The sequence below is a fragment of the Salicibibacter kimchii genome, from assembly GCF_003336365.1.
In the GTDB taxonomy this organism is placed as follows: domain Bacteria; phylum Bacillota; class Bacilli; order Bacillales; family Marinococcaceae; genus Salicibibacter; species Salicibibacter kimchii.
This window is the reverse complement of the sequence record NZ_CP031092.1, coordinates 1,908,006-1,930,091: the sequence shown is the minus strand read 5'-3', so window position 1 is coordinate 1,930,091 and position 22,086 is coordinate 1,908,006. Positions and strand designations below refer to the sequence as shown.

Sequence of the window (22,086 nt, the reverse complement as noted above, 5' to 3'; positions counted from 1 at the left end):
ATAAAATGCAAACGTTGAAAAGGGGCTTGAAATCAGGGCTGGATACGACTTGGACATTGGCGAAGATTATCTTTCCGATCACCTTTGCCGTCACCATTCTGTCATTCACGCCGGCGCTGGATTGGCTTGCGGCGCAATTGGCGCCGTTCATGTCTTGGATCGGGTTACCCGGGGAAGCGGCCATCCCGCTCGTCCTCGGAAATGTATTGAATTTGTACGCAGCCATTGGCTCGATTATAACGTTTGACTTTACGGTAAAAGAAGTTTTTATTCTCGCCGTTATGCTTTCTTTTTCTCACAATTTATTTGTAGAATCGGCGGTTGCAGTCAAATTAGGGATACGTATGTCCGTCGTCTTGACGGTTCGGATCGGCCTTGCCATCACTTCCGCCTTTCTGATTCATTGGATTTGGCAAGGCGGGAACGAACCGGCACAATATGGCTTTGTCAGTGGCACGGAACCTGCTGAAGTCAGCGGTTGGCTCGATGTCTTATTAGAAGCGACCTCGAGTGCGGCCATGGGCGTTGTGACCATCGCGGTTTTTGTATTCCCGATCATGATGCTCATACAGTTTATGAAAGACTTCAACATGTTGGATTGGTTCTCCGATAAGATGTTGCCTTTCACACGCATGCTCGGCATTCAACCAAACACATCGACGACGTTGGCATCGGGAATCTTTTTCGGTCTTGCTTTCGGCGCAGGGGTCATGATTCAAGAGGCAAGGGAAAACGGTGTGAAGAAAAAAGATTTATATCTCGTCTTTATCTTTTTGGTGGCTTGTCATGGAATCGTAGAAGATACACTCATTTTCATTCCGCTCGGGATTCCGGTATTGCCGCTACTCATCATTCGGGTAGTTACCGCAATTTTGCTAACGATGGCGATTGCTTATTTCTGGAACCGATTGGAAAAACAGGAGGCGAATGTTGATGGACAACGTGAATACAGTTCTTTTTGACCTTGACGGAACGTTAATTGATACAAATGACTTGATCATATCCTCTTTTGTCCACACGCTTGAACACTATTATCCGGGAAGGTTTGAACGGGAGGATATCCTTGATTTTATAGGGCCGTCGTTGTCTGATACGTTTTACAGCTTAGATGTAAATCAGGCAGATGAAATGATAACCATGTATCGGGAACACAATCATGCCCGCCATGATGAATTAATCAAGGAGTACACAGGGGTGCGTGAGACGTTGGAGCAATTGGCGGCGGCTTCCTTCCAATTGGGAGTGGTGACGACGAAACGGGGGGAGACGGCTTGGAAAGGGTTGGACTTGATGGGATTGACACCGTTTTTTATGACGGTGATCACCCTTGATGAGGTTGAGAACCCTAAACCCGATCCCGAACCGTTGGATAAGGCGATGGAAGCGTTGGGGGCGACAGCGGAAGAGACACTCATGGTTGGCGATAACATCCACGACATTGAAGGTGGAAAAAACGCGGGAACAAAAACCGCGGGCGTTGCTTGGTCCATCAAAGGCGTTGATGTATTAAAGGAATACAAACCGGACGTCATTCTTGATGATATGCGTGACCTTCTCGACATTTTGGGAGTGGCGAGGCAATGAGCCGACGGACCGACCGTTACCCCGTTAAAAAAAACAATTCTCTCTGGCATATTTATCAAACGGTCCCTTTTTTTAAAGTTGTAAAAAATTTTATTGTCATTGAAATCGCCCGTATAACACCCTTTTTAAGTGTTAAAAATTGGCTCTATCGAACGTTTTTGCGCATGAACGTCGGAGCAAAAACCGCCTTTGCGCTCAAAGTGACGCCCGACGTTATGTTTCCGGAGAAAATAGCGGTCGGTAACAACTGTGTGATCGGCTTTCAGACGACACTGTTGACCCATGAATATTTAATTGATGAATATCGTCTCGGGGAGGTTCATATTGGGGATAATGTCATGATCGGCGCCCAATCGTTGATCCTCCCCGGTGTTTCGATCGGGGATGGGGCCATCGTGTCAGCGATGACACTCGTGCATAAGGATGTACCGCCCGGGGCTTTTGTTGGGGGGAACCCGATGCAGGTGATCCGGGAGGGATCTGCAGAAAAGAAAGAGGTGGAGATGCGTTGGAGGCAATAATATTACTCATTTTAGTTTTATTCCTGCTATTTGTCTTTGCGGTAGGAATTCCGATCTATCTGTTGTTTGCGTTCGGTCTTTTTCGGCTTGCCAAAAGAAATGATATCGAAAATGCTTGGCTGGCTTTTATACCGATCGCCCAGTATTACACCCTTGGTATGGTGGTATGGGACCGCGTACCGGCTGGTTTTCGGAATGTCCTCCCGTGGCTATTGATCGGGTTACCCGTGGTGCAAACTCCACTCATCTTTCTTGAGATGATTTTTCCGTCACTTGCTATATTGTCTCTGTTATTATCGTTTGCCACGATCGGAATTTTTTTCTATGCCCTCTTTGTGATATTCAGGAAGTATAGTGATAAATACGTCGTCCTTCTCGTTTTTTCACTATTAACTTTGGGGCTTGTCGGAGCGATCGCCACATTTGTGATTAGGAATAATGAGGAAAGGCCAAAAAATCAGGAAGCGCGGCATGAAAATTATGGGAGAAGCGCTTGATTTGGAAGCATCATCGCGGTAGGGGAGCGAAGAGCAGCAAGGCTGCCGAAGGAAGGGCGTCATCGGCATGAAAGAAGAGCAGAGGCGCACGAGGAAGCCGAAGTATGCACGACATCGGCATGGGATAGAGGGCAAAGAGAAACGACTACGTCGAGGGGAAGACAGGGTCGGCATAAAGAGGGACCTAAGTTGTGCCGGGAAGCCGAAGCTAGGAAGGGATGAGATAAATCTTCTTCCGTTAAAATTCTTTTCACTGTTGTTGCGTTGACGCCGCTTACCGTCCACGTTAAACTTAAATACATAAACATTTTACTTCTCTATCGAATTAAAGGATTTTGGAGGCCGACGAGATGCCACTCATGTTTGAGAAACCGCTGGGAATGATTGATACGCTTCCCGCGCTTTATGAACGCGCGCGCGAGGTGCGCCACCATATAGAACGAGAAACGGAAACGTGGGGGTATCGCCCCATTCAAACGCCGTCTTTGGAGTATTACGATACGATAGGGGAAGCTTCCGCCATTCGTGATGAACAGCTGTTTAAGCTATTGGACCGGGAAGGGAAGACGCTCGTCTTGCGCCCGGACATGACTGCGCCGATCGCGAGGGTGATCAGCTCCGGCATGAAAGAGGAGCCTCTCCCGTTACGGCTTTCCTATTGCAACGCTTTATTCCGGGCTCAGCAACATGAAGGCGGCAGGCGTGCGGAATTTGAACAATTTGGCGTTGAACTTGTAGGTGATGATTCCATGAATGCCGATGGCGAGGTGCTCGCCCTGTTGACGTCCGGTCTTCGCGCGTCAGGGCTGTCCTCGTTTCGACTTGCCGTCGGGCACATAAAATATATGAATGCGTTATTTGAGGAAATCGTCGAGGACGAGGCGATGATTGACGAGTTAAGACGCTATCTTTATGAAAAAAACTTCGTAGGTTACCGGCAATTTATCGATCAATTGAAGATCACGGACGATGAAAAAGACCGTCTTCGTCAACTGCAAACGTTGCGAGGCGGACCTGAGATTCTCGAGAAGGCGAAGACAATAGCGCATAGCCGCCAAGCTCATAAAGCGATCAATGAGATCGAAGATTTGTGGGGGATTTTACAAGACTTGGGGGTTCAAGATGTCGTTCAGGTCGACCTGAATATCGTCGGTCAAATCGATTATTATACCGGCATTGTTTTTGAAGGCTATGGCGGCTCCCTCGGTTTCCCTCTGGCGAGCGGCGGTCGATACGATGAACTGCTCGGAAAATTCGGGCGTCCGGCAAGCGCGACCGGCTTTGGGATACGCTTGGATCGATTGCTGGAAGCATTGAACCATATTAACGAGGGCAATCTACAAAAACAGCCGACCCTTATTTTATTTAGTAAAGAACGACAGCAAGAGGCATTACAAGAAGCAAACCGGCGCCGAAAAAATAACGAAGCTGTCGTCATGCAAAATATCGCAGGCGTGCCAGATATAGAAACGTTTACAAAAAAATATGCAGATGTGGTTTCCTTAACGGCAACGGAACGGAGAGGGGAGAAAGACGATGCATAAAGATTGGATAACGTTTGCCATGCCTAAAGGCAGAATCTTTGAAGAGGCGGCCAACCTTCTCCGAAACGCCGGTTATCCTTTGAAAGAGGACTTCTCGGCGGGGCGAAAGTTGATCGTGGAAGCGCCCGAGGCCGGCATGAAATTTTTTCTGGCCAAGCCGATGGATGTACCCACGTATGTCGAACATGGCGTGGCCGATATCGGCGTCGCCGGAAAAGATGTTTTGTTGGAAGAACAACGAGATGTTTATGAAGTGCTTGATTTGCATATCAGTGCTTGTTACTTGGCCGTCGCCGGACTTCCGCAGCAAAGGAAGGCACGGGTGGCGCCTAAAATCGCGACCAAGTATCCGAACATCGCTACCCAATATTTTAAAGCGCAAGGGGAGCAAGTGGAAGTCATTCGATTAAGCGGATCGATTGAACTTGCACCTTTAATCGGCTTGGCCGAACGAATCGTCGATATCGTTTCCACCGGAAAAACGTTAAAGGAAAACGGACTTCTCGAGTTAGAGACGATTGAGTCTGTTACTTCCCGGTTAATTGTCAATCCGGTAAGTTACCGGCTGAAAGATAAGCCAATCGACGATATCGTCGCCAGTTTATCCGCAGTCATTAAGGAGGGGAGCCCATCTTCATGAAAATCATTCAAGTGGATGAACATGTCAGTTTGCGCCGGGACCCCGACAGCGGCAATGAAAAAATACAGGCGATTGTAGACGAAATCATTGCTGACGTGCGGAAAGATGGGGACGAGGCATTACGGGCCTACACGGAAAAATTGGACGGAGCAGCACTCGATTCGCTATTTGTAAGTGAAGCGGAGCGTGCACAAGCGTATGAGGCGATGGAGACGAAGACGGTGGAAGCGATACGGCAAGCGATCGAAAACATTCGTGATTTCCATGAGCGTCAACGGTCGGAATCTTGGATGACGACGAAGGAAGACGGCACGATCCTTGGGCAGCAAATAACACCGCTGGATGCGGTCGGTGTTTATGTGCCGGGCGGCAAAGCTGCCTATCCTTCGACGATTTTGATGGACGTGATTCCGGCGCAAGTGGCAAATGTTGGTCGTATCGTGATGACGTCTCCGCCGGATGAATCAGGGCGATTGCATCCGGCGGTTCTCGTAGCGGCTTCCGAGCTAGGTGTTGATATGATCCTGAAAGCCGGCGGGGCACAAGCGATTGCGACATTGGCTTATGGAACAGCATCCGTGCCGCCTGTCGATAAAATCATCGGTCCGGGGAATTCATTCGTTGCTTTAGCGAAACGGGCGGTTTTCGGCCAAGTGGACATTGATATGATTGCCGGTCCGAGTGAAATTGTCGTTCTCGCCGATGACTCGGCCCGGCCGGACTATGTAGCCGCTGATTTGCTCTCGCAAGCCGAACACGAAGAACGGGCGACGGCTATTGTAGTCACTCCTTCGACAATGCTTGCAGAAAAAGTGGCTGCGGAAGTCGAGCGCCAATTGGAAGATTTGCCACGGGCAGCCATTGCCCGAGAAGCGCTTGACACCTTTGGTGCCATTTATTTGACGGCTGATCTTTACGAAGCGGTCGATGTTGTCAATTCATTGGCGCCCGAGCATGTTGAAGTGCTCTGCAACGAACCGTTTCTATATCTTGGGAAAATCAAGCACGCGGGCGCTATTTTTCTCGGCGAAAACAGTGCGGAATCGGTCGGCGATTATTTTGCAGGACCGAATCATGTCTTGCCGACGAATGGAACGGCTCGTTTTTCCAGCCCCTTAACGGTTGATGATTTCCTCAAAAAGTCAAGCATCATTCATTATAGCGAGGAAGCTCTTGCAGAAAATAGTGAAATGATCGCATCGCTTGCGCGTGTGGAAGGCTTTGAAGCCCACGCCCGGGCGGTGGAAATTCGTCATAAAAAGGACGTGCGATAAAAAGATGAATGATTCACGAAAAGCAACGGTAAAACGGCAAACCGGAGAGACAGATATTGAACTCGACGTGCAGTTAGACGGTTCCGGGAAGGCGGATATTCAGACGCCGGTTCCGTTTTTGAGTCATATGCTTGATCTTTTTACCAAACACGGACAGATGGACGTACGTGTGCAAGCAAGCGGTGATGTGGAAGTGGATGACCATCATACGACCGAGGACATAGGGATTTGCCTCGGTCAGGCGGTGAAAGAAGCCCTTGGCGACAAAACCGGCATTCGACGGTATGGGACCATTCACATTCCCATGGACGATGCCCTCGCCCAAGTCGTCATCGATCTCGGCAATCGGCCACATCTAGAATTCCGTGGAGATATCGGCACTGCAAAAGTGGGTACGTTTGATACCGAGCTTGTGCACGAATTTTTATGGAAGTTTGCCGTTGAAGCGCGCATCAATTTACATGTGATCGTTCATTACGGCCGGAACACACATCATATCATTGAAGCTATTTTTAAAGCGCTAGCCAGGGCTTTATCGGAGGCGGTGGAAATCGACCCGCGCGTGAAAGGGGTCCCCTCAACGAAAGGGGTTTTATAGATGATCGCCATTATAGACTATGGGATGGGAAATTTATATAGCGTAAGCAAAGCGCTTGAACGCCTTGGCACCCCTTACGTCATTACCGAAGAAGCAGAAACATTGGCAGCAGCGGACGGATTGATTTTACCCGGTGTCGGTTCTTTTAAAGACGCGATGGCGATTCTACGTGAAAAAAACCTCGATACCATCATCAAACAATTGGTCGAGGGCGGAAAACCGTTGCTCGGCATCTGTCTCGGCATGCAGCTTTTATTTTCCGAAAGCGAAGAAAACGGGGTAACCCGAGGGCTTGATCTTTTACCGGGGAAAGTTCGGCGTTTTCCTGGAAAAACGAGGGCGGGCATTCCATATAAAGTGCCCCATATGGGCTGGAACTTCCTTCGACACCGTCAACCGACCCACGTCATTGTCGAAGGCACGGAAGAAGGGCATGCTTATTTCGTCCATTCCTACGTCGTTCATGCCGACACGGCAGAGGTTGTCGTGGCAACGGCCGATTATGACGGGGACGTGCCGGCGGTTGTTGGTCGCAATCATATCTTCGGCACTCAGTTTCACCCGGAAAAAAGCAGTGTGCTTGGGATGCAAATGTTGAGCAATTACGTGACCTACGTGCAAGAAAGGCAGGTACAGACGAGTGACAGCCTTTAATTTATTCCCCGCCATCGATATTCGCAATGGCAAATGTGTGCGATTAAAGCAAGGCGATTACAATCGGGAAACGATTTACGGAGACAATCCGGCACAGATGGCGGCGGGCTTTGTTGAGGATGGTGCAACATGGGTACATGTCGTTGATTTGGATGGCGCCCGTGACAAACATCCCGTCAATGATGAAGCCATTTTTCGTATTGTCGAAGAGACGAAAGCCCGTGTTCAAGTGGGAGGCGGTATTCGCACGGAACGAGACGTGGAGCATTACCTCTCCCGTGGGGTTGATCGTGTGATTCTCGGCTCGGTAGCAGTGCAAAATCCCGATTTCACGAAGAAAATGCTTGCGACTTATCCGGGCAGAATCATCATCGGTCTGGATGCACGCAATGGCCTAGTGGCTGTGAATGGCTGGTTGGAGTCATCAGATGTGCAGGCGGAAGCACTTGCCGCTGAAATGGTAAGCGCGGGCGCGGATATGTTTATTTTTACCGATATTGAAAAAGACGGCATGCTCGCTGGACCCAACGTGGAAGCGAGCGCCTCCCTTGCAAAAGCGAGCGGTGCCAACGTCATTGCGTCAGGCGGCGTAAGCCATCTTGACGATGTGCGCGCGTTGTTGTGTTATCAAGAAGAAGGCGTAAGCGGGGCGATTGTCGGCAAGGCGCTGTATACAGACGCCCTTGATTTGTCTGAAGCGTTAAAAGAGGTGAAGGGAACATGTTAACAAAACGACTCGTTCCTTGTTTGGACGTAAAAGAAGGCCGGGTGGTCAAAGGCGTCCAATTTGTGGAACTAAAAGATGCGGGAGATCCGGTTGAGCTCGCGGCCTATTACGACCGGGAAGGGGCGGACGAGCTCGTTTTCCTGGATATATCAGCATCTCATGAAGGACGGAAAACGATGGTAGATGTCGTTCGTGAAGTTGCCGGAAAACTCGCGATTCCGTTTACGGTCGGCGGCGGCATCAACAGCGTTGATGATATGCGGCAAATCCTCCGTGCCGGCGCGGATAAAGTATCACTAAATACAGCGGCTGTGAAAAACCCGGACTTGATTGCGGAAGGCGCGGACTTTTTCGGCTCCCAATGCACCGTCGTCGCCGTTGATGCCAAATGGGACGAGGGGTTGCAATCTTGGCGTGTGTATACGCATGGGGGCCGTAACGAAACGAATCTGGAAGTGACCGACTGGGCAAAAGAAGTCGTGCGCAAAGGCGCAGGCGAAATTTTACTCACGAGCATGGACCAGGATGGCGCAAAAACAGGCTATGATTTGGCGCTCACCCGCGCGGTAAATGAGGCCGTGACCGTTCCGGTTATTGCTTCCGGAGGCGCGGGATCGCTTCAAGATTTTGCTGATGTGTTTTTGGAGGCCGGTGCGGATGCAGCATTGGCGGCTTCCATTTTCCATTACAAGGAAACGGCTGTGTCGGAAGTGAAAGAGTCGCTGAAGAAACAGGGGGTGAACGTGCGATGAATGTGGATGACATCGTTTTTGATGCCGACGGATTGATCCCGGCGGTCGTTCAGGATGTGAACAGCAAGGAAGTGCTGACCGTGGCGTATATGAACCGGGAGTCGTTACAGAAAACGATAGATACGAAGGAAACCTGGTTTTATAGCCGTTCGCGCCAAACCCTCTGGCATAAAGGCGAAACCTCAGGAAATGTTCAGCGAGTGAGCGATCTTCGTTATGATTGCGACCGTGATGCCCTCCTCGTGCTCGTGCACCCGCAAGGTCCAGCGTGTCACCACGGAACATACAGCTGTTTTACAGAGAGCCTTCTCTCCGAAGAACGGACGCAAGAATCAAATGATTTTACGATTGTGCGAACCGTAGCCGCAACGATTGCAGAAAGAAATCACGAGCGCCCCGAGGGCGCTTACACCACGTATTTATTTGAAGAAGGCGTGGATAAAATCTTAAAAAAAATCGGCGAAGAAGCTTCCGAAATCATTATAGCGGCAAAAAACCGGGACGGAGAAGAACTGGCTTGGGAGAGCGCCGATTTCATTTATCATCTTCTCGTGTTGCTTGAAGAGCAGCAATTGTCCTTTGACGATGTGTTGGATACGTTAAGGGAGCGGCATGGGAAGTAATGGCCCTTCCCTTTTATTTAGTGATTGAAGGTAGGCGTTCGTTTCCGACTGCCTTGTATCTTAAAGGCTGAAGTTATCTGTAACACCTACTGTTGGCTTAAAATAAAGTTCGACCGTTTATAAGTTGCACCGTTTACCCCTTTGATGTAATTTGGTTAAAGGGGCTTTTATGATAAAAAAAGTTAAGAAATAATAAAGAAATGAACGTTTGAGGTGATAAATTATGAGCGCATTAAGCAAAAATGTGAAAGAAGAACTTTTGAATGCCTTAGATGATAAAAATTCAGCGATGTTTGTTGACGATGGAAAACTCTTCTCTTTGGAAGTACATGATACACCTTCCTTGGAAGAAAACCCGAATAACTTGGAAGAAGAAATTGAAGAGTACCCGGAATTAAAGGAATCACTACAACGTTATCTTGATAATCCGGACATGAAGCGCTATACCGCAAAAGAGTTAAAGGAGTCGCGGTATGACCAAAAAAGATAACCGGAGATTTTCGGTTCATTATACAGAGGAATTTAGTAGGTGTTTGGATCAAATCCAAGCATTCTTTGCGGAGCAAGGAGAAGAAGTGATTGAATGGTGGTTATCTAAAGAAGATGACATGATTGATGAGATTGATCGTCTGTTATCTTCTTTTCCGTATGCAGGAGAGAAGGTTGAGCAGGGGAATTTTAAAAGTTTACGTTGTCTTACATACGGAAAAAGTCGACATCGGATGTTAAATTATTTGATTTTTTATGCAATTTATGAAAATGATGGAGCTATTGATGTGATTAACATTCTGCCCGCATGTTCAAAACGAAAGCGGATTTAATAATTCGCGAATAGGCGCGCTAATGGAACAATTTCATCTTATTGAATCAGGTGGGTAGGTTTTTATCTTATGAGTTCATAGAGAGGTGTGTTTGGTGAAATTTGCTTGGATTGCTTGGTGGATTGTAAACGCTTTTTATTTGATAACGAGTCTATCGATCGGCTTATTTTAGTATCTGAGCAAGTTCTTGGAAAATCAGAAGGAGAAAAGGATCAAACTTTATTTTAAAGCAACACCTACACACCATCTTTTGGGATGCACCATAAACTATGTTACAATAACGATGATCAAAGTATGTGGAAGGCGTGTGAACGCATGGGGCAGTTGATCCCTTTTCTTCAAAACCCCGAGTATTTTTTTGACCGGGGAATCACGTTTTATAAAAATAAAGATTGGAATCGCTCGATCCGTTATTTAAAACGAGCGATTGAACTAAGGCCCCTGGAAGGGGTTTTTCATTGTCAACTTGCAGCCGTATTATCCGATATGGGCGAGCATGAACGTTCCAATGAGACCCTTTTGCACGTCTTGGACCATATTGATGGCAACATATATGATTGTTACTATTTCCTCGCCAACAATTATGCTTTTCTCGGACTTTTTGATAAATCAAAGGAAGCGGCGCTTCAATATTTATCCTTCTCGCCTGAGGGGGAGTTTGCGGATGATACGGAAGAATTGCTTGAGTTGGTAACACTTGACGGGGATGAAGACTTTTTTGAGGACGAGTATAAAGAAAAGTTGCCCTTTCCCGATGATTTTATTTTACAGTATGAACGCGCCGGACGCATGATCAACGATGGAAATTATGAAAAAGCAGAGCATTTGCTTGAAGAATTAATGATGGATTACCCTGCTCATTATGCTTCATACAATCAATATGCGCGAACGCTTCATCTACAAGGGCGCAGTGACGACGCGATGCATTGCCTGCGCACCTTGTTAACAGAGGTGATGTATGTCCCTGCCCTCTGCCAATTAACGTTATTGCTCGAAGATCAGCATAAGGAACGGGAAGCGGAACATTGGAAAAAGAAGCTTAGGCAATTGGCGCCATTGAATAAAGGGCATATGCATAAATTAGCAGCAACGCTTTGTCGGTTGGGCGAATACGAGCAGGCACTTGTATCATTCCATTTTTTACAAAAAAACAGCCTGCCCGAAGCAACCGGTGCATTTCCTGGTACATTTTTTTATCGCTACGGCGTAGCTGCTTTTCATTGCGGCCACAAAGGGAAAAGCAAAAAAGCATGGAAGCGCGCGCGTGATCATGGCCATAATAAAGCGGCAACGCTTTTGCAAACATGGCAAACACGTGCGCTTAAACGTGAGGAAGTGCAGTGTGAGCATCTGCACGATTTATCTTTCGGATTGGATTGAGCAGATGAATAGACGTTAACCGAAAAGCGGGATAATATAGAGAAAGAAGGCAAGAGGAAAGGAGCGTCGGTCGATGTCAGGAGAAACAGAGACCATTTATGATGTCATTATTGCCGGTGCAGGCCCTGCGGGCATGACTGCCGCCGTGTATACGTCGCGTGCAGAAATGAAAACATTAATGCTCGAACGGGGGATGCCGGGCGGACAGGTGGCGAACACGGAAGATGTGGAAAACTACCCCGGTTATTCTCATATTCTTGGCCCGGATTTATCGAACAAAATGTTTGAACATGCGCGTAAGTTTGGTGCTGAGTATGCCTACGGGGATATTAAAAAGATTGAAGATGGCAGTGCATATAAAACGATTCACGCAGGGAATAAAACCTACAAAGCACGCGCCGTGATCGTTGGCACTGGCGCAGAATATAAACAATTGGGCATCCCCGGGGAAAAAGAACTAGGTGGGCGCGGCGTTTCCTATTGCGCTGTTTGCGACGGCGCGTTTTTCCGGGACAGAGAGATTATCGTCGTTGGGGGCGGTGACTCTGCTGTTGAGGAAGCGGTATATCTCACCCGCTTTGCGAAAAAGGTGACGATCGTTCACCGCCGTGATGAATTGCGAGCCCAAAAAATCCTTCAACAACGGGCGTTTACCAATGAACAAATTGATTTCAAATGGGATCATGTCGTAAAAGAAATCAATGGCACGGATGGAAAAGTAAGTAGTGTTACCCTGATGAATGTGAAAAGCGGCGAAGAGTATGATTTTCCCACGGATGGTGTGTTTGTCTATATCGGTTTACTGCCGCTTAACAATGCCGTGAATGATTTAGGGATTACAAACGAAGAAGGGTATATCGTTACGAACGAAGAAATGGAAACCGATCGTGCCGGGATCTTCGCGGCCGGTGACATTCGCGAGAAAACGTTGCGGCAAATTGTGACAGCAACCGGCGATGGCAGTTTGGCGGCGCAAAACGCCCAGTCCTATGTCGAAGAATTGGAAAAGACGGTAGAGGCATAAAAAAGCTACCGGAGAAAGGGGAAAAATCGTTATTCCTTTTTAATGCTATTGTAACAGCTGTGAAACAATTTAGCGTTATGATGGAAGTACGTTAATTGACCCCCCTTTTATATATTTTGGATGCGCAAGGTATATCGCCTTGCGTATTTTTTTGTCAAAAACGGGGCGATCTTGTAGATGACAGAAGGCTAGATTTGTGGGATGCATCTGTTCACGTTATAATGAATGTGAGGTGATGAACATGCGGCGTGTGGCAAACTGTGTGTTAACACATAAGGACCGGGTTTTGTTATTGCAGAAGCCCAGAAGAAACTGGGTTGTCGCCCCGGGCGGGAAAATGGAGGGCGGAGAAACCCCACTTGCCACCGTGCGCAGGGAGTTCATGGAAGAGACCGGATTACAATTGCTGAACCCACAGTTACGGGCAGTTTCTACGATTGTCATTCAGGAAAGGTACGCGAAAGTTTCCGAGTGGATGATGTTTTCTTTTTTTGCGAATAACCATCATGGGGAAATGTTGGAACGTTCACCTGAAGGCAAATTGTTTTGGGAAAAGAAAGCGGACGTCTTTTCTTTACCGATGGCCTTGGGCGATCAAGATTTATTCAAACATCTTTTGGGAAAAGAAGGAATGTTGTTCAGCACATTTTATTACACACCTGATTACGAGTTGCTTGATGCTAAGCTCGAAACAGTGTGAACGGAGAGATGTTGGTGTGAAAGATGATATCCAAATCGTTGTGATTACCGGAATGTCGGGAGCGGGAAAAACGGTTACTGTGCAAAGCCTTGAAGATCTCGGTTTTTTTTGCATCGATAATTTGCCACCGGCATTGATGCCGAAATTATTGGATCTCGTCGAAGGCGGTTCGATGAACCGTGTGGCCCTCGTCATGGATTTACGAGGTAGGGAGTTTTTTGAACAAGTGTTTTCGGCGGTGAGCATTCTCGGGGATAAGCCGAATTTGCACATGCACATTTTATTTCTCGATGCAGAAGACAGCAAGCTTGTGCAACGATTTAAGGAAACAAGACGGTCGCATCCCCTTGCTCCTGCCGGCCCACTGTTGGATGGCATTAAAGAAGAACGGAAAATACTGGATGAGATCAAGGGGCGAGCACGTTATCATATTGATACAACCACGCTTACCCCTCGGGAATTACGGGCGGAAATTAATAAAATGTTTACCGCTCCCGAGGAGTTGACCTATAGCGTTCATTTTATGTCCTTTGGGTTTAAACGCGGGGTTCCGATTGATGCCGATCTTGTTTTTGATGTCCGTTTTTTGCCGAATCCCCATTATATTGAACGTATGCGCCCGTTAACCGGCATGAATTCGGACGTTGCCGAATATGTGATGAAGTGGACGGACACAAAGGAATTTCTGGCAAAGCTTGAAGACATGCTTACTTTTCTGTTTCCGCTGTATAAGCAAGAGGGAAAGAGCCAGGTGATCATCGCGATTGGCTGCACGGGGGGAAATCATCGTTCCGTTGCACTTGTGGAGCATCTTGCCGACGTTTATTCCGGGGATTACCAAGTATATAAAAGCCATCGTGAACATAAGGACAGGGGAGAAACAAGCGAGTGACGAATGCAAACAAAGTGGTTGTCATCGGAGGCGGAACGGGGCTGTCCGTTTTATTGCGGGGGTTGAAAACGTATCCCCTCGATCTATCGGCGATCGTGACCGTGGCTGATGACGGAGGAAGTTCCGGACGGTTGCGCGAGGAGTTAAACGTACCGCCGCCCGGAGATGTTCGGAATGTGTTGGTGGCACTGGCGGAAGTTGAACCATTAATTGAGCGTTTATTTCAACATCGGTTTGAAAATGGAGAAGGGTTAAGCGGGCATTCGCTCGGGAATTTGTTGCTCGCGGGCATGACATCCATCACCGGTGATTTTGCTCGCGGCATCAGCGAGCTCAGTGCTGTGCTCAATGTGCGCGGGACGGTGTTGCCCGCTTCCAATGATAGCATTGAATTAGTGGCAAAAATGACCGATGGCAGTGTTGTTCGAGGGGAGTCCAATATTCCAAAGGCAGGGAAAAAAATCGATAAAATGTTCCTTGACCCAGTATTTCCCGAGGCACTGCCGGCAAGCATTCAGGCGATTCGGCAAGCAGACAAAATCATTATGGGACCGGGGAGCTTATACACCAGTGTATTACCTAATTTACTCGTACCGGGTATTGCTAAAGAGATAAGCCGATCATCAGCGGATAAGATCTATATTTGCAATGTCATGACGCAAAGCGGGGAAACAGATGGGTTTACCGCTTCCGATCACATTAAGGCGCTTCACGCCCATATCGGGAAATCGATGATTAAGCAAATTTTTGTCCATGACGCCAACATCCCGTCGGACATGATTGAAAGATATGCCGAGGAAGGTTCGGAATCCGTGCTTTGTGACGTAGCCCCTTTAAAAGCGCTTGGCTTGAATGTGATCCAAGATGATTTCATTCATACAGAGGGCCCGGTATTGCGCCATAATGCCGAAAAAATTGCCCGGATGCTTCTGGAGCGCTAAGGAAGTTTGATGAAGAAGGTGGTGGATAGCCTTGGCTTCGTTTGCGGCAATGACGAAAAAAGAGCTCACGCAAATCCATGGAGATGATTGCTGTGTAAAAGCGGAACTTTCCGCACTTATTCAGATGGTCGGTGCGCTTCATGTGTCGGAATCGCACGCGACTTTGGACATAACAACCGAGAACGCGGCGATTGCACGGAGATTTTATACGCTTCTAAAGCAGCGTTATGAAAACATGAAGGCCGAACTCGTCGTTCGTAAAAAAATGCGATTAAGGAAAAACAATATTTATATCGTTCGCGTGTACCGCCTTGTGGAAGAAATTTTGGCGGATACAAACTTGACGGTCAACGAGCATACTTTTTCACAGTCGATTTCGGAACATATATTTCGGGATAATTGTTGCAAAAGAGCGTACTTGCGGGGGGCTTTTCTCGCGGGCGGCTCCATTAATCATCCAGAGACGTCTTCCTATCATTTGGAGTTATTTTCCTATCATAAAGAACACAATCAATCGTTGCTGGAATTAATGTCGGCATTTGACCTAGATGCCCGAGTACTGGATAGGAAAAAAGGGTACATTGTTTACCTTAAGGAAAGCGAAAAGATCACCGAATTTCTCAACATTATCGGTGCCCATCAAGCATTGCTATATTTTGAAGATGTTCGGATTGTGAAAGATATGCGTAACTCCGTCAATCGACTCGTCAACTGTGAAACAGCTAATTTAAATAAGACGGTAGGGGCTGCCTTGCGGCAAGTGGAAAATATAGAACTTGTCGCTCGAGAAATTGGTTTGGAAAGCTTGCCTCCTAAGGTTCGTGAAATGGCGGAACTTCGTGTGAGACACCAGGATGTTACCTTAAAAGAACTAGGCGAGATGGTAGAAAATGGGAAAGTGAGCAAATCCGGGGTTAATCATCGGTTGCGAAAAATCGACGAATTGGCGGAACGAATTCGCGATCGCGAATCGTTGCCACAAGGATAATCAGAGGAGATCCCTCTGATGGTTAAGATGTACGCTGGCTTATCCAGAAAACCTCTGAAATAACGGACGCTTACCACCGGGATACAGTGAAACTTCCATCAGAGGTGATTTTCTTCTGATGGTTAGTTGAACCAATCGGGGTGTTAGCCGCCCGTTACTTCCCGCTTATGGGTTTGAAGCGAGAGGATTACGGGCGCTTACCACCGGGATAAACATACAGAAAGGATGTGTATGATGGTCGATCGTGACGTGGAAGTGAAAGTAAAAATGGGCTTACAGGCGCGGCCGGCTGCTTTATTCGTGCAGGAAGCCAATCGCTTCCATGCGGATATAAATGTTATAAAAGGGACGTATGAGGCGAATGCCAAAAGTATTATGGGAGTGATGAGTCTTGCCGTTCCCAATGGAGCAACCATTCGCATAACGGCAGATGGCGGTGATGAAGAAGAAGCGGTAAAAGCGCTCGCGCAATTTGTAAGTGAGGAATAAAAAAACCACGCGATCCGCGTGGTTTTTTTATTGAGGGTTTCCGTTTCTGTTATTTTTCTTGAGCTTCATTCTTATCGAAGATTCGATCAATGAGCCCGTATTCTTTTGCTTCCGGGGCGGTCATGAAGTTGTCTCGGTCCGTATCACGTTGGATGACCTCGATAGGCTGGCCGGTTCGCTCGGCAAAGATATTGTTCAATTTTTCCCGCATTTCCAGAATACGGCGGGTATGAATTTCAATATCGGAAGCCTGCCCTTGTGTACCGCCGAGCGGTTGATGAATCATAATTTCACTGTTCGGGAGGGCGAAACGTTGGCCCGGCTCTCCTGCATTGAGTAGAAAAGCACCCATGGAAGCAGCCATGCCGATGCAAATGGTCGAGACCTTCGGCGTAATATATTGCATCGTATCATAAATGGCCATGCCAGAGGAAATGGACCCCCCCGGGCTGTTAATGTAAAGGGAGATGTCCTTGTCTGGATCTTCCGCTTGGAGGAAAAGCAACTGCGCGACGATTGTATTGGCTACATTGTCATCGATGCCTGATCCGAGCATGACGATACGATCTTTTAACAGACGCGAGTAAATGTCATAAGCCCGCTCTCCACGGTTTGTTTGTTCAATAACTGTTGGTATTAGATGCATAAATCTAATCCTCCTTCATCTCGTTTGCTTTGTAGATGCAATCCCATGCAACGAAAAAGCATGAGGTTCACTGCTATCATCATACCCTATTGGTCAATAAAGGTCAAATGCATTGCATTTATTCTTTTCCACTACTATACTTACCCTTTTTTGTAAACTTCAAACCAATTTCTCCTAGCTTCTTATTTTGAAATGCGATATAATACACGCAAGGAGATTACGATTAGGTCAATGGGTTTTTATCCTGGTGGTAAGCGTCCGTTATTTCAGAGGTTTTCTGGATAAGCCGGCGCACATTGTAACCATTCGAGGAAAAGTTGCTCGGACGGTCATTTCACTTTATTTTCACAAAAAAAGAAATGTTCGAAGGGGGATTCCATGTTTGGGCAAGAATGTTTAGAGCAAACGGAAATGCATGCCTGGGAACAGGAACTGGCGGTGAATGAAGCGGCTGCTGAACTTGAAAGGCTAGCCGAATCATTAAGAGCTACCGGCTCATTTGACTTTTTGCGAGATGATCGCGTGTCTGTGCAAGCCCGAGTCCCTTCTCATATAATAATGAACAGCGAGTATGTACAAAAGAAGGAAACGCATACTGTCCGCTTAGCCTTTTCATGGATGGAACAGGAGTAAGTATGTGCTATCTCATTAGAAAGCGCTTACAAATTTAGGGGGGCGCACCATGAATCTTGAAATGGGACTTATCCAACAACAAACGATGAAACTCGTGATGACCCAGCAGTTGCGACAGGCCATATCGTTGTTACAATACTCCACACTGGAATTATCTGATTATATAGAAGAACAAGCATTAGAAAATCCATTGCTGGAAGTAAGCGATTCCAATAGGGATGAGGAAATCCGGGATAGCCCGGTGTTATGGCAGGATCGTGAAGAGAGCAGTGGTGAGCAGGGTAAAGAACCTTTCATTGATCGTTTGGAGAATGGCCGGCAAGGGTTAACGGTTTATCTCATTGATCAACTTCGAATGCTGCATTGTGGGGAAGACACACAGGAACATCTAAAATACTTTATCCATAATTTAGATGAAAACGGTTATTTACTTGTGAGTGAAAAAGAAGCGGCTCTTGAACTCGGCATCACCTCCGACCGTTTCCATGAATTATGCGCCCTTTTGCAACAGTTTGATCCCATTGGCGTGGGGGCGCGCTCGTTGTCGGAATGTTTGCTATTGCAATTGCAAGCATTGCCCGAGGAGCACCCCCTGGCGGAAACAATTGTCTGCCATTATTTGCAAGCGTTTGCACAGAAAAAATGGAAATGGCTAGCGGAAGAAATGCAGATCACCCTTGAAGAAATACAGGATGCCCATGATTTCATCCAAACGCTCAACCCTCGTCCTGCCCAAGGGTTCAGTGAAAGCGAATTGGAATATATCATGCCGGATGTCTATATAGAAAAACAAAATGGCGATTGGACCGTCGTTTTGAATGATGAATCTTTGCCGAAGATTCGTTTGAATAGACAATACCGAAATCTTCTTCATCAAAAAAGTGATAAAGAGACATTTGAATATGCCCATTCCAAATACAAACAACTTGTTTGGCTGTTGAAGAGCATCGACCAACGGCAACAAACCATTCGTGCCGTAACAGAAGCGATCGTTGAATATCAGAAAAGTTTTTTGGAAAACGGTGAGCTGCGCCCGATGACGCTCAAACATATTGCTGAGAGGGCAGACGTTCACGAATCAACGGTTTCACGAACGACAAACCGGAAGTATGTACAGACGCCTCGCGGGTGTTATGAATTAAAAGCGTTCTTCAGTAAAGGGGTTTCCGGGTATGCCGGTAAAGACGTTTCAGCAACGATCATTAAACAGTCCATCCGTAATTGGATTGAGCAAGAGGATAAGCAAAAACCCATCTCTGACCAGAAAATCGCTGATCGTTTTAAACAGGAAGAAGGAATTAAAATCTCTCGGCGTGCGATCGCCAAATACCGTGATGAACTTAACATCCCGGCCTCATCCAAACGGAAACGTTTTGCATAAACCGTCCGCAACCGGGCGGTTTTTCGCTTGGGGCTGGGGCGTGTGATAGTTGGAAAACAGGAGTGCTCGGTTTTTAAAACGTGGCCGATCGATCGCCCGAATAGACACTAGGGAGCCGCGCTGAAAATAACCGTAAAGATCCCCGGCCCTGTTACGGTCAGATTAAGGGACGGTGCATTGGGCGTCTATTAGGCAATAGGCATGATTAAACCCCTGTCTCTTATCCGGGATTGTATTGTAACCCTTGTACATATAAGGATGGACTTGACTCTAACGACAATTCCGTGATTTTGCTCTAGGTCACTATAAAACGGAGGTAGAACCTAACGGTTTCCGTTATCTCCCGTTAGGGCATCATAAAACCACTTCGCCTTGCTCGTGACCTAAATTATAGGAATACACGATAGGATAATTAGAGTTGCAACGACAGGCGATCACTCGTTTCAGCGATCCCCGCTAGTCACTCCCCCACTTCGTCAGCTCCGCATGAGACTCCTTTCTCTCATGGATGGGAATGTTTATAACAGGTGACATTAACATTGAAAGTTAAACGAGAATGATTTATACTGAATGTAACGCTTGCCGGGAACGAAAATGACATACGGGGACAAAAACGATCCCGTAAAAAGAAGTGATGTGCTCTTATGTTGGATCTTTTAGAATGGCAAAAAAAACTACAACCGGACATTTTGGAAAATTTACATCGTCGTTTTGATATTTTGCAATTTATTCGTGTGAGTGCCCCGGTTGGCAGACGGACGATTGCGGCAGCGTTGCAAATTTCGGAACGCGTCCTTCGCAGTGAAGTAGAACTTTTTAAAGAGCAAAATCTTTTGCGAGTACAATCCGGAGGAATGGACCTGACAGAGGAAGGGCATACGTTGCTTGACGAACTGGCGCCAAGCATCCAAAACATTTCGGGGCGTACACAACTGGAGGCTGATTTACAGCAGCTTCTTCATATTCCTCGTGTGCTTGTTACGAGCGGTGACAGCGATGGCCAACCTTGGGTGAAAAAAGAAATGAGTCGAGGTTGTGTCAGTGAAATGATTCAAACCCTCTCTCCCGACGATGTCGTTGCTGTTGCAGGGGGGACAACCCTGGCGGCGTTGGCGGAATCGGTAACTCCTCACCCCAATTTGCAACAAGTAACGTTTGTTCCCGCTCGCGGAGGCCTTGGGGAAAATGTGGATTTGCAAGCGAATACGATTTGTGCAGCTTTGGCAAGGAGTGCCAAAGCCCAATATCGTTTATTGCATGTTCCCGATCAGTTAAGTGATCATGCTTATGAATCGTTAACACAAGAACCCGGTATCCAAGAACTTCTAAGCCTGATCCGTTCCCCGCGGATGGTGGTTCATAGTGTAGGCGATGCCCATACAATGGCCACGCGAAGAAACGCGGTTGAAGAAAAATTGGACCGGTTAAAAAATTTGAACGCTGTCGCTGAAAGCTTCGGCTATTATTTTGATGAAAACGGGACCGTCGTTCAGAAGGAAAATACGGTCGGTCTGCAACTTGATGACCTCGGGGAAGGGCAAAAGGTGGTCACCATTGCCGGCGGCGCATCAAAAGCCGAGGCAATTATCGCCTACATGACGTACCGCCCAAGTGATTTGCTGATCACTGACGAAGGAGCGGCAGAGGCCATCAAAGCGCGACTTTAATTAGTACTTTTTTAAGGAGGAATCGATAGTGACAACAAAAATAGGCATCAACGGATTTGGAAGAATTGGGCGTTTGGTTTTTCGTGCAGCAATGGAAAACGATAAAGTTGAAGTCGTTACCATTAACGACCTTACAGACGCGGATATGCTCGCCCATTTGCTGAAGTATGATACGGTTCACGGGGGCTTTGCGGGAGAGGTAAACGTTGACGGAGACACCCTCATCATCGGCGAGAAAAAAATCCATGTTTCGTCGGAAAAAGATCCGGAAAATATCGACTGGGCTGGTCGTGACGTTGAAGTGGTCGTTGACGCGACAGGGCGTTTTACCCAGCGGGACGAGGCGGCAAAACATTTCGCAGGCGGTGCTAAAAGAGTCGTTATTTCCGCTCCGGGCAAAGAAGTAGACCAAACCTTCGTCATGGGAGTGAACGAAGAAGACTATGCTCCTGAAAAACATTATGTCGTTTCCAACGCTTCTTGCACAACGAATTGCCTGGCGCCCCTCGCGAAAGCACTTCATGACAAATACGGGATCCGCCGCGGCTTTATGAACACCGTCCATTCCTATACCAACGACCAACAAATTCTGGACTTGCCGCATAAAGATTATCGACGGGCACGAGCAGCCGCGCAAAACATTATTCCGACATCGACCGGTGCTGCCAAGGCCGTTTCTCTTGTACTTCCCGAACTAGAAGGGAAATTGAATGGCGGCGCAATGCGGGTGCCGACCCCTAACGTCTCTCTCGTCGATCTCGTTGCCGAACTGGATCAAGACGTAACGGCCGATGAGGTGAACGCGGCATTGAAAAAAGCGTCAGAGACGAATATGAAAGGGATTCTCGGTTATAGTGAGGAACCGCTGGTCTCCAGTGATTACAACGGGAACAATCACTCGTCCACCGTTGACAGCCTGTCAACGTTAACGATGGAAGGCAATATGGTAAAAGTTATTTCGTGGTATGACAACGAATTCGGATATTCCAGCCGTGTCGTAGATTTGGTCGCGCATATGGCACAAAAAGGGTTATAATAGATAGAAGAAGAGAAACGGGAACAGACACGTATGTTTTGCTCCCGCTTTTCTCTTTTCCATCATACATAAGA

Annotated in this window: 26 protein-coding genes; 25 read left to right on the top strand and 1 reads right to left on the bottom strand. The window is 47.3% G+C overall.

What is annotated here, in order from left to right; all coding sequences use genetic code 11:
• Positions 1-5: 5 nt before the first annotated feature.
• The 21 genes from DT065_RS09815 (at position 6) to DT065_RS09715 (ending at position 16,649) form a co-directional block, all read left to right on the top strand.
• Positions 6-962 (top strand): nucleoside recognition domain-containing protein, encoded by a 957-nt coding sequence (locus tag DT065_RS09815; RefSeq protein ID WP_114372933.1) that lies wholly within the window; start codon positions 6-8, stop codon positions 960-962.
• On the top strand, positions 934-1,584 hold the full coding sequence (gene ppaX / locus DT065_RS09810) for a pyrophosphatase PpaX (RefSeq protein WP_114372931.1): 651 nt from the start codon (positions 934-936) through the stop codon (positions 1,582-1,584). The genes DT065_RS09815 and ppaX overlap by 29 nt, the downstream gene beginning before the upstream one ends.
• Positions 1,581-2,105: an acyltransferase gene (locus tag DT065_RS09805; RefSeq protein WP_114372929.1), complete on the top strand. Its 525-nt coding sequence runs from the start codon at positions 1,581-1,583 to the stop codon at positions 2,103-2,105. Before ppaX ends, DT065_RS09805 begins: the two co-directional genes overlap by 4 nt.
• A complete protein-coding gene (locus DT065_RS09800; RefSeq protein ID WP_114372927.1) occupies positions 2,093-2,602 on the top strand; it encodes a hypothetical protein in 510 nt (169 codons plus the stop codon). The genes DT065_RS09805 and DT065_RS09800 overlap by 13 nt, the downstream gene beginning before the upstream one ends.
• A gap of 350 nt (positions 2,603-2,952) precedes the next feature.
• Positions 2,953-4,146 (top strand): ATP phosphoribosyltransferase regulatory subunit, encoded by a 1,194-nt coding sequence (locus DT065_RS09790; protein ID WP_114372923.1) that lies wholly within the window; start codon positions 2,953-2,955, stop codon positions 4,144-4,146.
• Positions 4,139-4,786 (top strand): ATP phosphoribosyltransferase, encoded by a 648-nt coding sequence (gene hisG / locus DT065_RS09785; protein ID WP_114372921.1) that lies wholly within the window; start codon positions 4,139-4,141, stop codon positions 4,784-4,786. The genes DT065_RS09790 and hisG overlap by 8 nt, the downstream gene beginning before the upstream one ends.
• Positions 4,783-6,060: a histidinol dehydrogenase gene (gene hisD / locus DT065_RS09780; protein ID WP_114372919.1), complete on the top strand. Its 1,278-nt coding sequence runs from the start codon at positions 4,783-4,785 to the stop codon at positions 6,058-6,060. The genes hisG and hisD overlap by 4 nt, the downstream gene beginning before the upstream one ends.
• A 4-nt stretch (positions 6,061-6,064) precedes the next feature.
• Complete coding sequence (gene hisB, locus DT065_RS19170) at positions 6,065-6,658, top strand: imidazoleglycerol-phosphate dehydratase HisB (RefSeq protein WP_193550762.1); 594 nt, start codon at positions 6,065-6,067, stop codon at positions 6,656-6,658.
• Entirely contained in the window at positions 6,659-7,312 is a 654-nt protein-coding gene (hisH, locus tag DT065_RS19165; RefSeq protein WP_193550761.1) for an imidazole glycerol phosphate synthase subunit HisH, read from the top strand.
• On the top strand, positions 7,299-8,039 hold the full coding sequence (hisA, locus tag DT065_RS09770) for a 1-(5-phosphoribosyl)-5-[(5-phosphoribosylamino)methylideneamino]imidazole-4-carboxamide isomerase (protein WP_114372917.1): 741 nt from the start codon (positions 7,299-7,301) through the stop codon (positions 8,037-8,039). The genes hisH and hisA overlap by 14 nt, the downstream gene beginning before the upstream one ends.
• Complete coding sequence (gene hisF, locus DT065_RS09765; protein WP_114372915.1) at positions 8,033-8,791, top strand: imidazole glycerol phosphate synthase subunit HisF; 759 nt, start codon at positions 8,033-8,035, stop codon at positions 8,789-8,791. The genes hisA and hisF overlap by 7 nt, the downstream gene beginning before the upstream one ends.
• Positions 8,788-9,414 (top strand): bifunctional phosphoribosyl-AMP cyclohydrolase/phosphoribosyl-ATP diphosphatase HisIE, encoded by a 627-nt coding sequence (gene hisIE / locus DT065_RS09760; protein WP_114372913.1) that lies wholly within the window; start codon positions 8,788-8,790, stop codon positions 9,412-9,414. The genes hisF and hisIE overlap by 4 nt, the downstream gene beginning before the upstream one ends.
• Positions 9,415-9,637: 223 nt before the next feature.
• A complete protein-coding gene (locus DT065_RS09755; RefSeq protein WP_114372911.1) occupies positions 9,638-9,904 on the top strand; it encodes a hypothetical protein in 267 nt (88 codons plus the stop codon).
• Positions 9,888-10,235, top strand: coding sequence for a type II toxin-antitoxin system RelE/ParE family toxin (locus DT065_RS09750; RefSeq protein ID WP_114372909.1), 348 nt, complete (start codon positions 9,888-9,890; stop codon positions 10,233-10,235). Before DT065_RS09755 ends, DT065_RS09750 begins: the two co-directional genes overlap by 17 nt.
• A 294-nt stretch (positions 10,236-10,529) precedes the next feature.
• Positions 10,530-11,615 carry a tetratricopeptide repeat protein gene (locus DT065_RS09745; RefSeq protein WP_160112485.1) on the top strand — a complete coding sequence of 362 codons (1,086 nt, stop codon included), beginning with the start codon at positions 10,530-10,532 and terminating at the stop codon, positions 11,613-11,615.
• Positions 11,616-11,688: 73 nt separating this feature from the next.
• A complete protein-coding gene (gene trxB, locus DT065_RS09740; protein WP_114372905.1) occupies positions 11,689-12,639 on the top strand; it encodes a thioredoxin-disulfide reductase in 951 nt (316 codons plus the stop codon).
• Between the two features lie 241 nt (positions 12,640-12,880).
• Positions 12,881-13,339 carry an NUDIX domain-containing protein gene (locus tag DT065_RS09735; protein WP_114372903.1) on the top strand — a complete coding sequence of 153 codons (459 nt, stop codon included), beginning with the start codon at positions 12,881-12,883 and terminating at the stop codon, positions 13,337-13,339.
• Entirely contained in the window at positions 13,317-14,231 is a 915-nt protein-coding gene (rapZ, locus tag DT065_RS09730; protein ID WP_114372901.1) for an RNase adapter RapZ, read from the top strand. Before DT065_RS09735 ends, rapZ begins: the two co-directional genes overlap by 23 nt.
• Complete coding sequence (mgfK, locus tag DT065_RS09725) at positions 14,228-15,172, top strand: gluconeogenesis morphogenetic factor MgfK (RefSeq protein WP_114372899.1); 945 nt, start codon at positions 14,228-14,230, stop codon at positions 15,170-15,172. The genes rapZ and mgfK overlap by 4 nt, the downstream gene beginning before the upstream one ends.
• A gap of 49 nt (positions 15,173-15,221) precedes the next feature.
• Positions 15,222-16,160, top strand: coding sequence for a DNA-binding protein WhiA (gene whiA / locus DT065_RS09720; protein ID WP_114376231.1), 939 nt, complete (start codon positions 15,222-15,224; stop codon positions 16,158-16,160).
• A gap of 234 nt (positions 16,161-16,394) precedes the next feature.
• On the top strand, positions 16,395-16,649 hold the full coding sequence (locus DT065_RS09715) for an HPr family phosphocarrier protein (protein ID WP_114372897.1): 255 nt from the start codon (positions 16,395-16,397) through the stop codon (positions 16,647-16,649).
• 49 nt (positions 16,650-16,698) lie between these two features.
• Here DT065_RS09715 and clpP read toward each other — a convergent pair whose 3' ends face one another.
• Entirely contained in the window at positions 16,699-17,295 is a 597-nt protein-coding gene (clpP, locus tag DT065_RS09710; RefSeq protein WP_114372895.1) for an ATP-dependent Clp endopeptidase proteolytic subunit ClpP, read from the bottom strand.
• Positions 17,296-17,673: 378 nt separating this feature from the next.
• Between clpP and DT065_RS09705 the strand changes: the two genes are divergently transcribed.
• The 4 genes from DT065_RS09705 (at position 17,674) to gap (ending at position 22,012) form a co-directional block, all read left to right on the top strand.
• A complete protein-coding gene (locus DT065_RS09705; protein ID WP_114372893.1) occupies positions 17,674-17,928 on the top strand; it encodes a hypothetical protein in 255 nt (84 codons plus the stop codon).
• Between the two features lie 49 nt (positions 17,929-17,977).
• A complete protein-coding gene (gene rpoN / locus DT065_RS09700) occupies positions 17,978-19,309 on the top strand; it encodes an RNA polymerase factor sigma-54 (protein ID WP_114372891.1) in 1,332 nt (443 codons plus the stop codon).
• A 644-nt stretch (positions 19,310-19,953) separates the two neighbouring features.
• Positions 19,954-20,976 (top strand): sugar-binding transcriptional regulator, encoded by a 1,023-nt coding sequence (locus DT065_RS09695; protein ID WP_114372889.1) that lies wholly within the window; start codon positions 19,954-19,956, stop codon positions 20,974-20,976.
• A gap of 28 nt (positions 20,977-21,004) precedes the next feature.
• Positions 21,005-22,012 carry a type I glyceraldehyde-3-phosphate dehydrogenase gene (gap, locus tag DT065_RS09690; RefSeq protein WP_114372887.1) on the top strand — a complete coding sequence of 336 codons (1,008 nt, stop codon included), beginning with the start codon at positions 21,005-21,007 and terminating at the stop codon, positions 22,010-22,012.
• Positions 22,013-22,086: the final 74 nt, after the last annotated feature.

Coding starts and splice junctions, on each gene's coding strand:
- hisH (WP_193550761.1), top strand. CDS start 6,659: ATGATCGCCATTATAGACTATGGGATGGGAAATTTATATAGCGTAAGC.
- trxB (WP_114372905.1), top strand. CDS start 11,689: ATGTCAGGAGAAACAGAGACCATTTATGATGTCATTATTGCCGGTGCA.
- DT065_RS09745 (WP_160112485.1), top strand. CDS start 10,530: ATGTGGAAGGCGTGTGAACGCATGGGGCAGTTGATCCCTTTTCTTCAA.
- ppaX (WP_114372931.1), top strand. CDS start 934: ATGGACAACGTGAATACAGTTCTTTTTGACCTTGACGGAACGTTAATT.
- DT065_RS09755 (WP_114372911.1), top strand. CDS start 9,638: ATGAGCGCATTAAGCAAAAATGTGAAAGAAGAACTTTTGAATGCCTTA.
- DT065_RS09750 (WP_114372909.1), top strand. CDS start 9,888: ATGACCAAAAAAGATAACCGGAGATTTTCGGTTCATTATACAGAGGAA.
- DT065_RS09805 (WP_114372929.1), top strand. CDS start 1,581: ATGAGCCGACGGACCGACCGTTACCCCGTTAAAAAAAACAATTCTCTC.
- DT065_RS09790 (WP_114372923.1), top strand. CDS start 2,953: ATGCCACTCATGTTTGAGAAACCGCTGGGAATGATTGATACGCTTCCC.
- DT065_RS09705 (WP_114372893.1), top strand. CDS start 17,674: ATGTTTGGGCAAGAATGTTTAGAGCAAACGGAAATGCATGCCTGGGAA.
- DT065_RS09695 (WP_114372889.1), top strand. CDS start 19,954: ATGTTGGATCTTTTAGAATGGCAAAAAAAACTACAACCGGACATTTTG.
- hisG (WP_114372921.1), top strand. CDS start 4,139: ATGCATAAAGATTGGATAACGTTTGCCATGCCTAAAGGCAGAATCTTT.
- hisF (WP_114372915.1), top strand. CDS start 8,033: ATGTTAACAAAACGACTCGTTCCTTGTTTGGACGTAAAAGAAGGCCGG.
- hisD (WP_114372919.1), top strand. CDS start 4,783: ATGAAAATCATTCAAGTGGATGAACATGTCAGTTTGCGCCGGGACCCC.
- DT065_RS09715 (WP_114372897.1), top strand. CDS start 16,395: ATGGTCGATCGTGACGTGGAAGTGAAAGTAAAAATGGGCTTACAGGCG.
- DT065_RS09815 (WP_114372933.1), top strand. CDS start 6: ATGCAAACGTTGAAAAGGGGCTTGAAATCAGGGCTGGATACGACTTGG.
- hisB (WP_193550762.1), top strand. CDS start 6,065: ATGAATGATTCACGAAAAGCAACGGTAAAACGGCAAACCGGAGAGACA.
- rpoN (WP_114372891.1), top strand. CDS start 17,978: ATGAATCTTGAAATGGGACTTATCCAACAACAAACGATGAAACTCGTG.
- hisIE (WP_114372913.1), top strand. CDS start 8,788: ATGAATGTGGATGACATCGTTTTTGATGCCGACGGATTGATCCCGGCG.
- clpP (WP_114372895.1), bottom strand. CDS start 17,295: ATGCATCTAATACCAACAGTTATTGAACAAACAAACCGTGGAGAGCGG.
- DT065_RS09735 (WP_114372903.1), top strand. CDS start 12,881: ATGCGGCGTGTGGCAAACTGTGTGTTAACACATAAGGACCGGGTTTTG.
- whiA (WP_114376231.1), top strand. CDS start 15,222: ATGACGAAAAAAGAGCTCACGCAAATCCATGGAGATGATTGCTGTGTA.
- rapZ (WP_114372901.1), top strand. CDS start 13,317: ATGCTAAGCTCGAAACAGTGTGAACGGAGAGATGTTGGTGTGAAAGAT.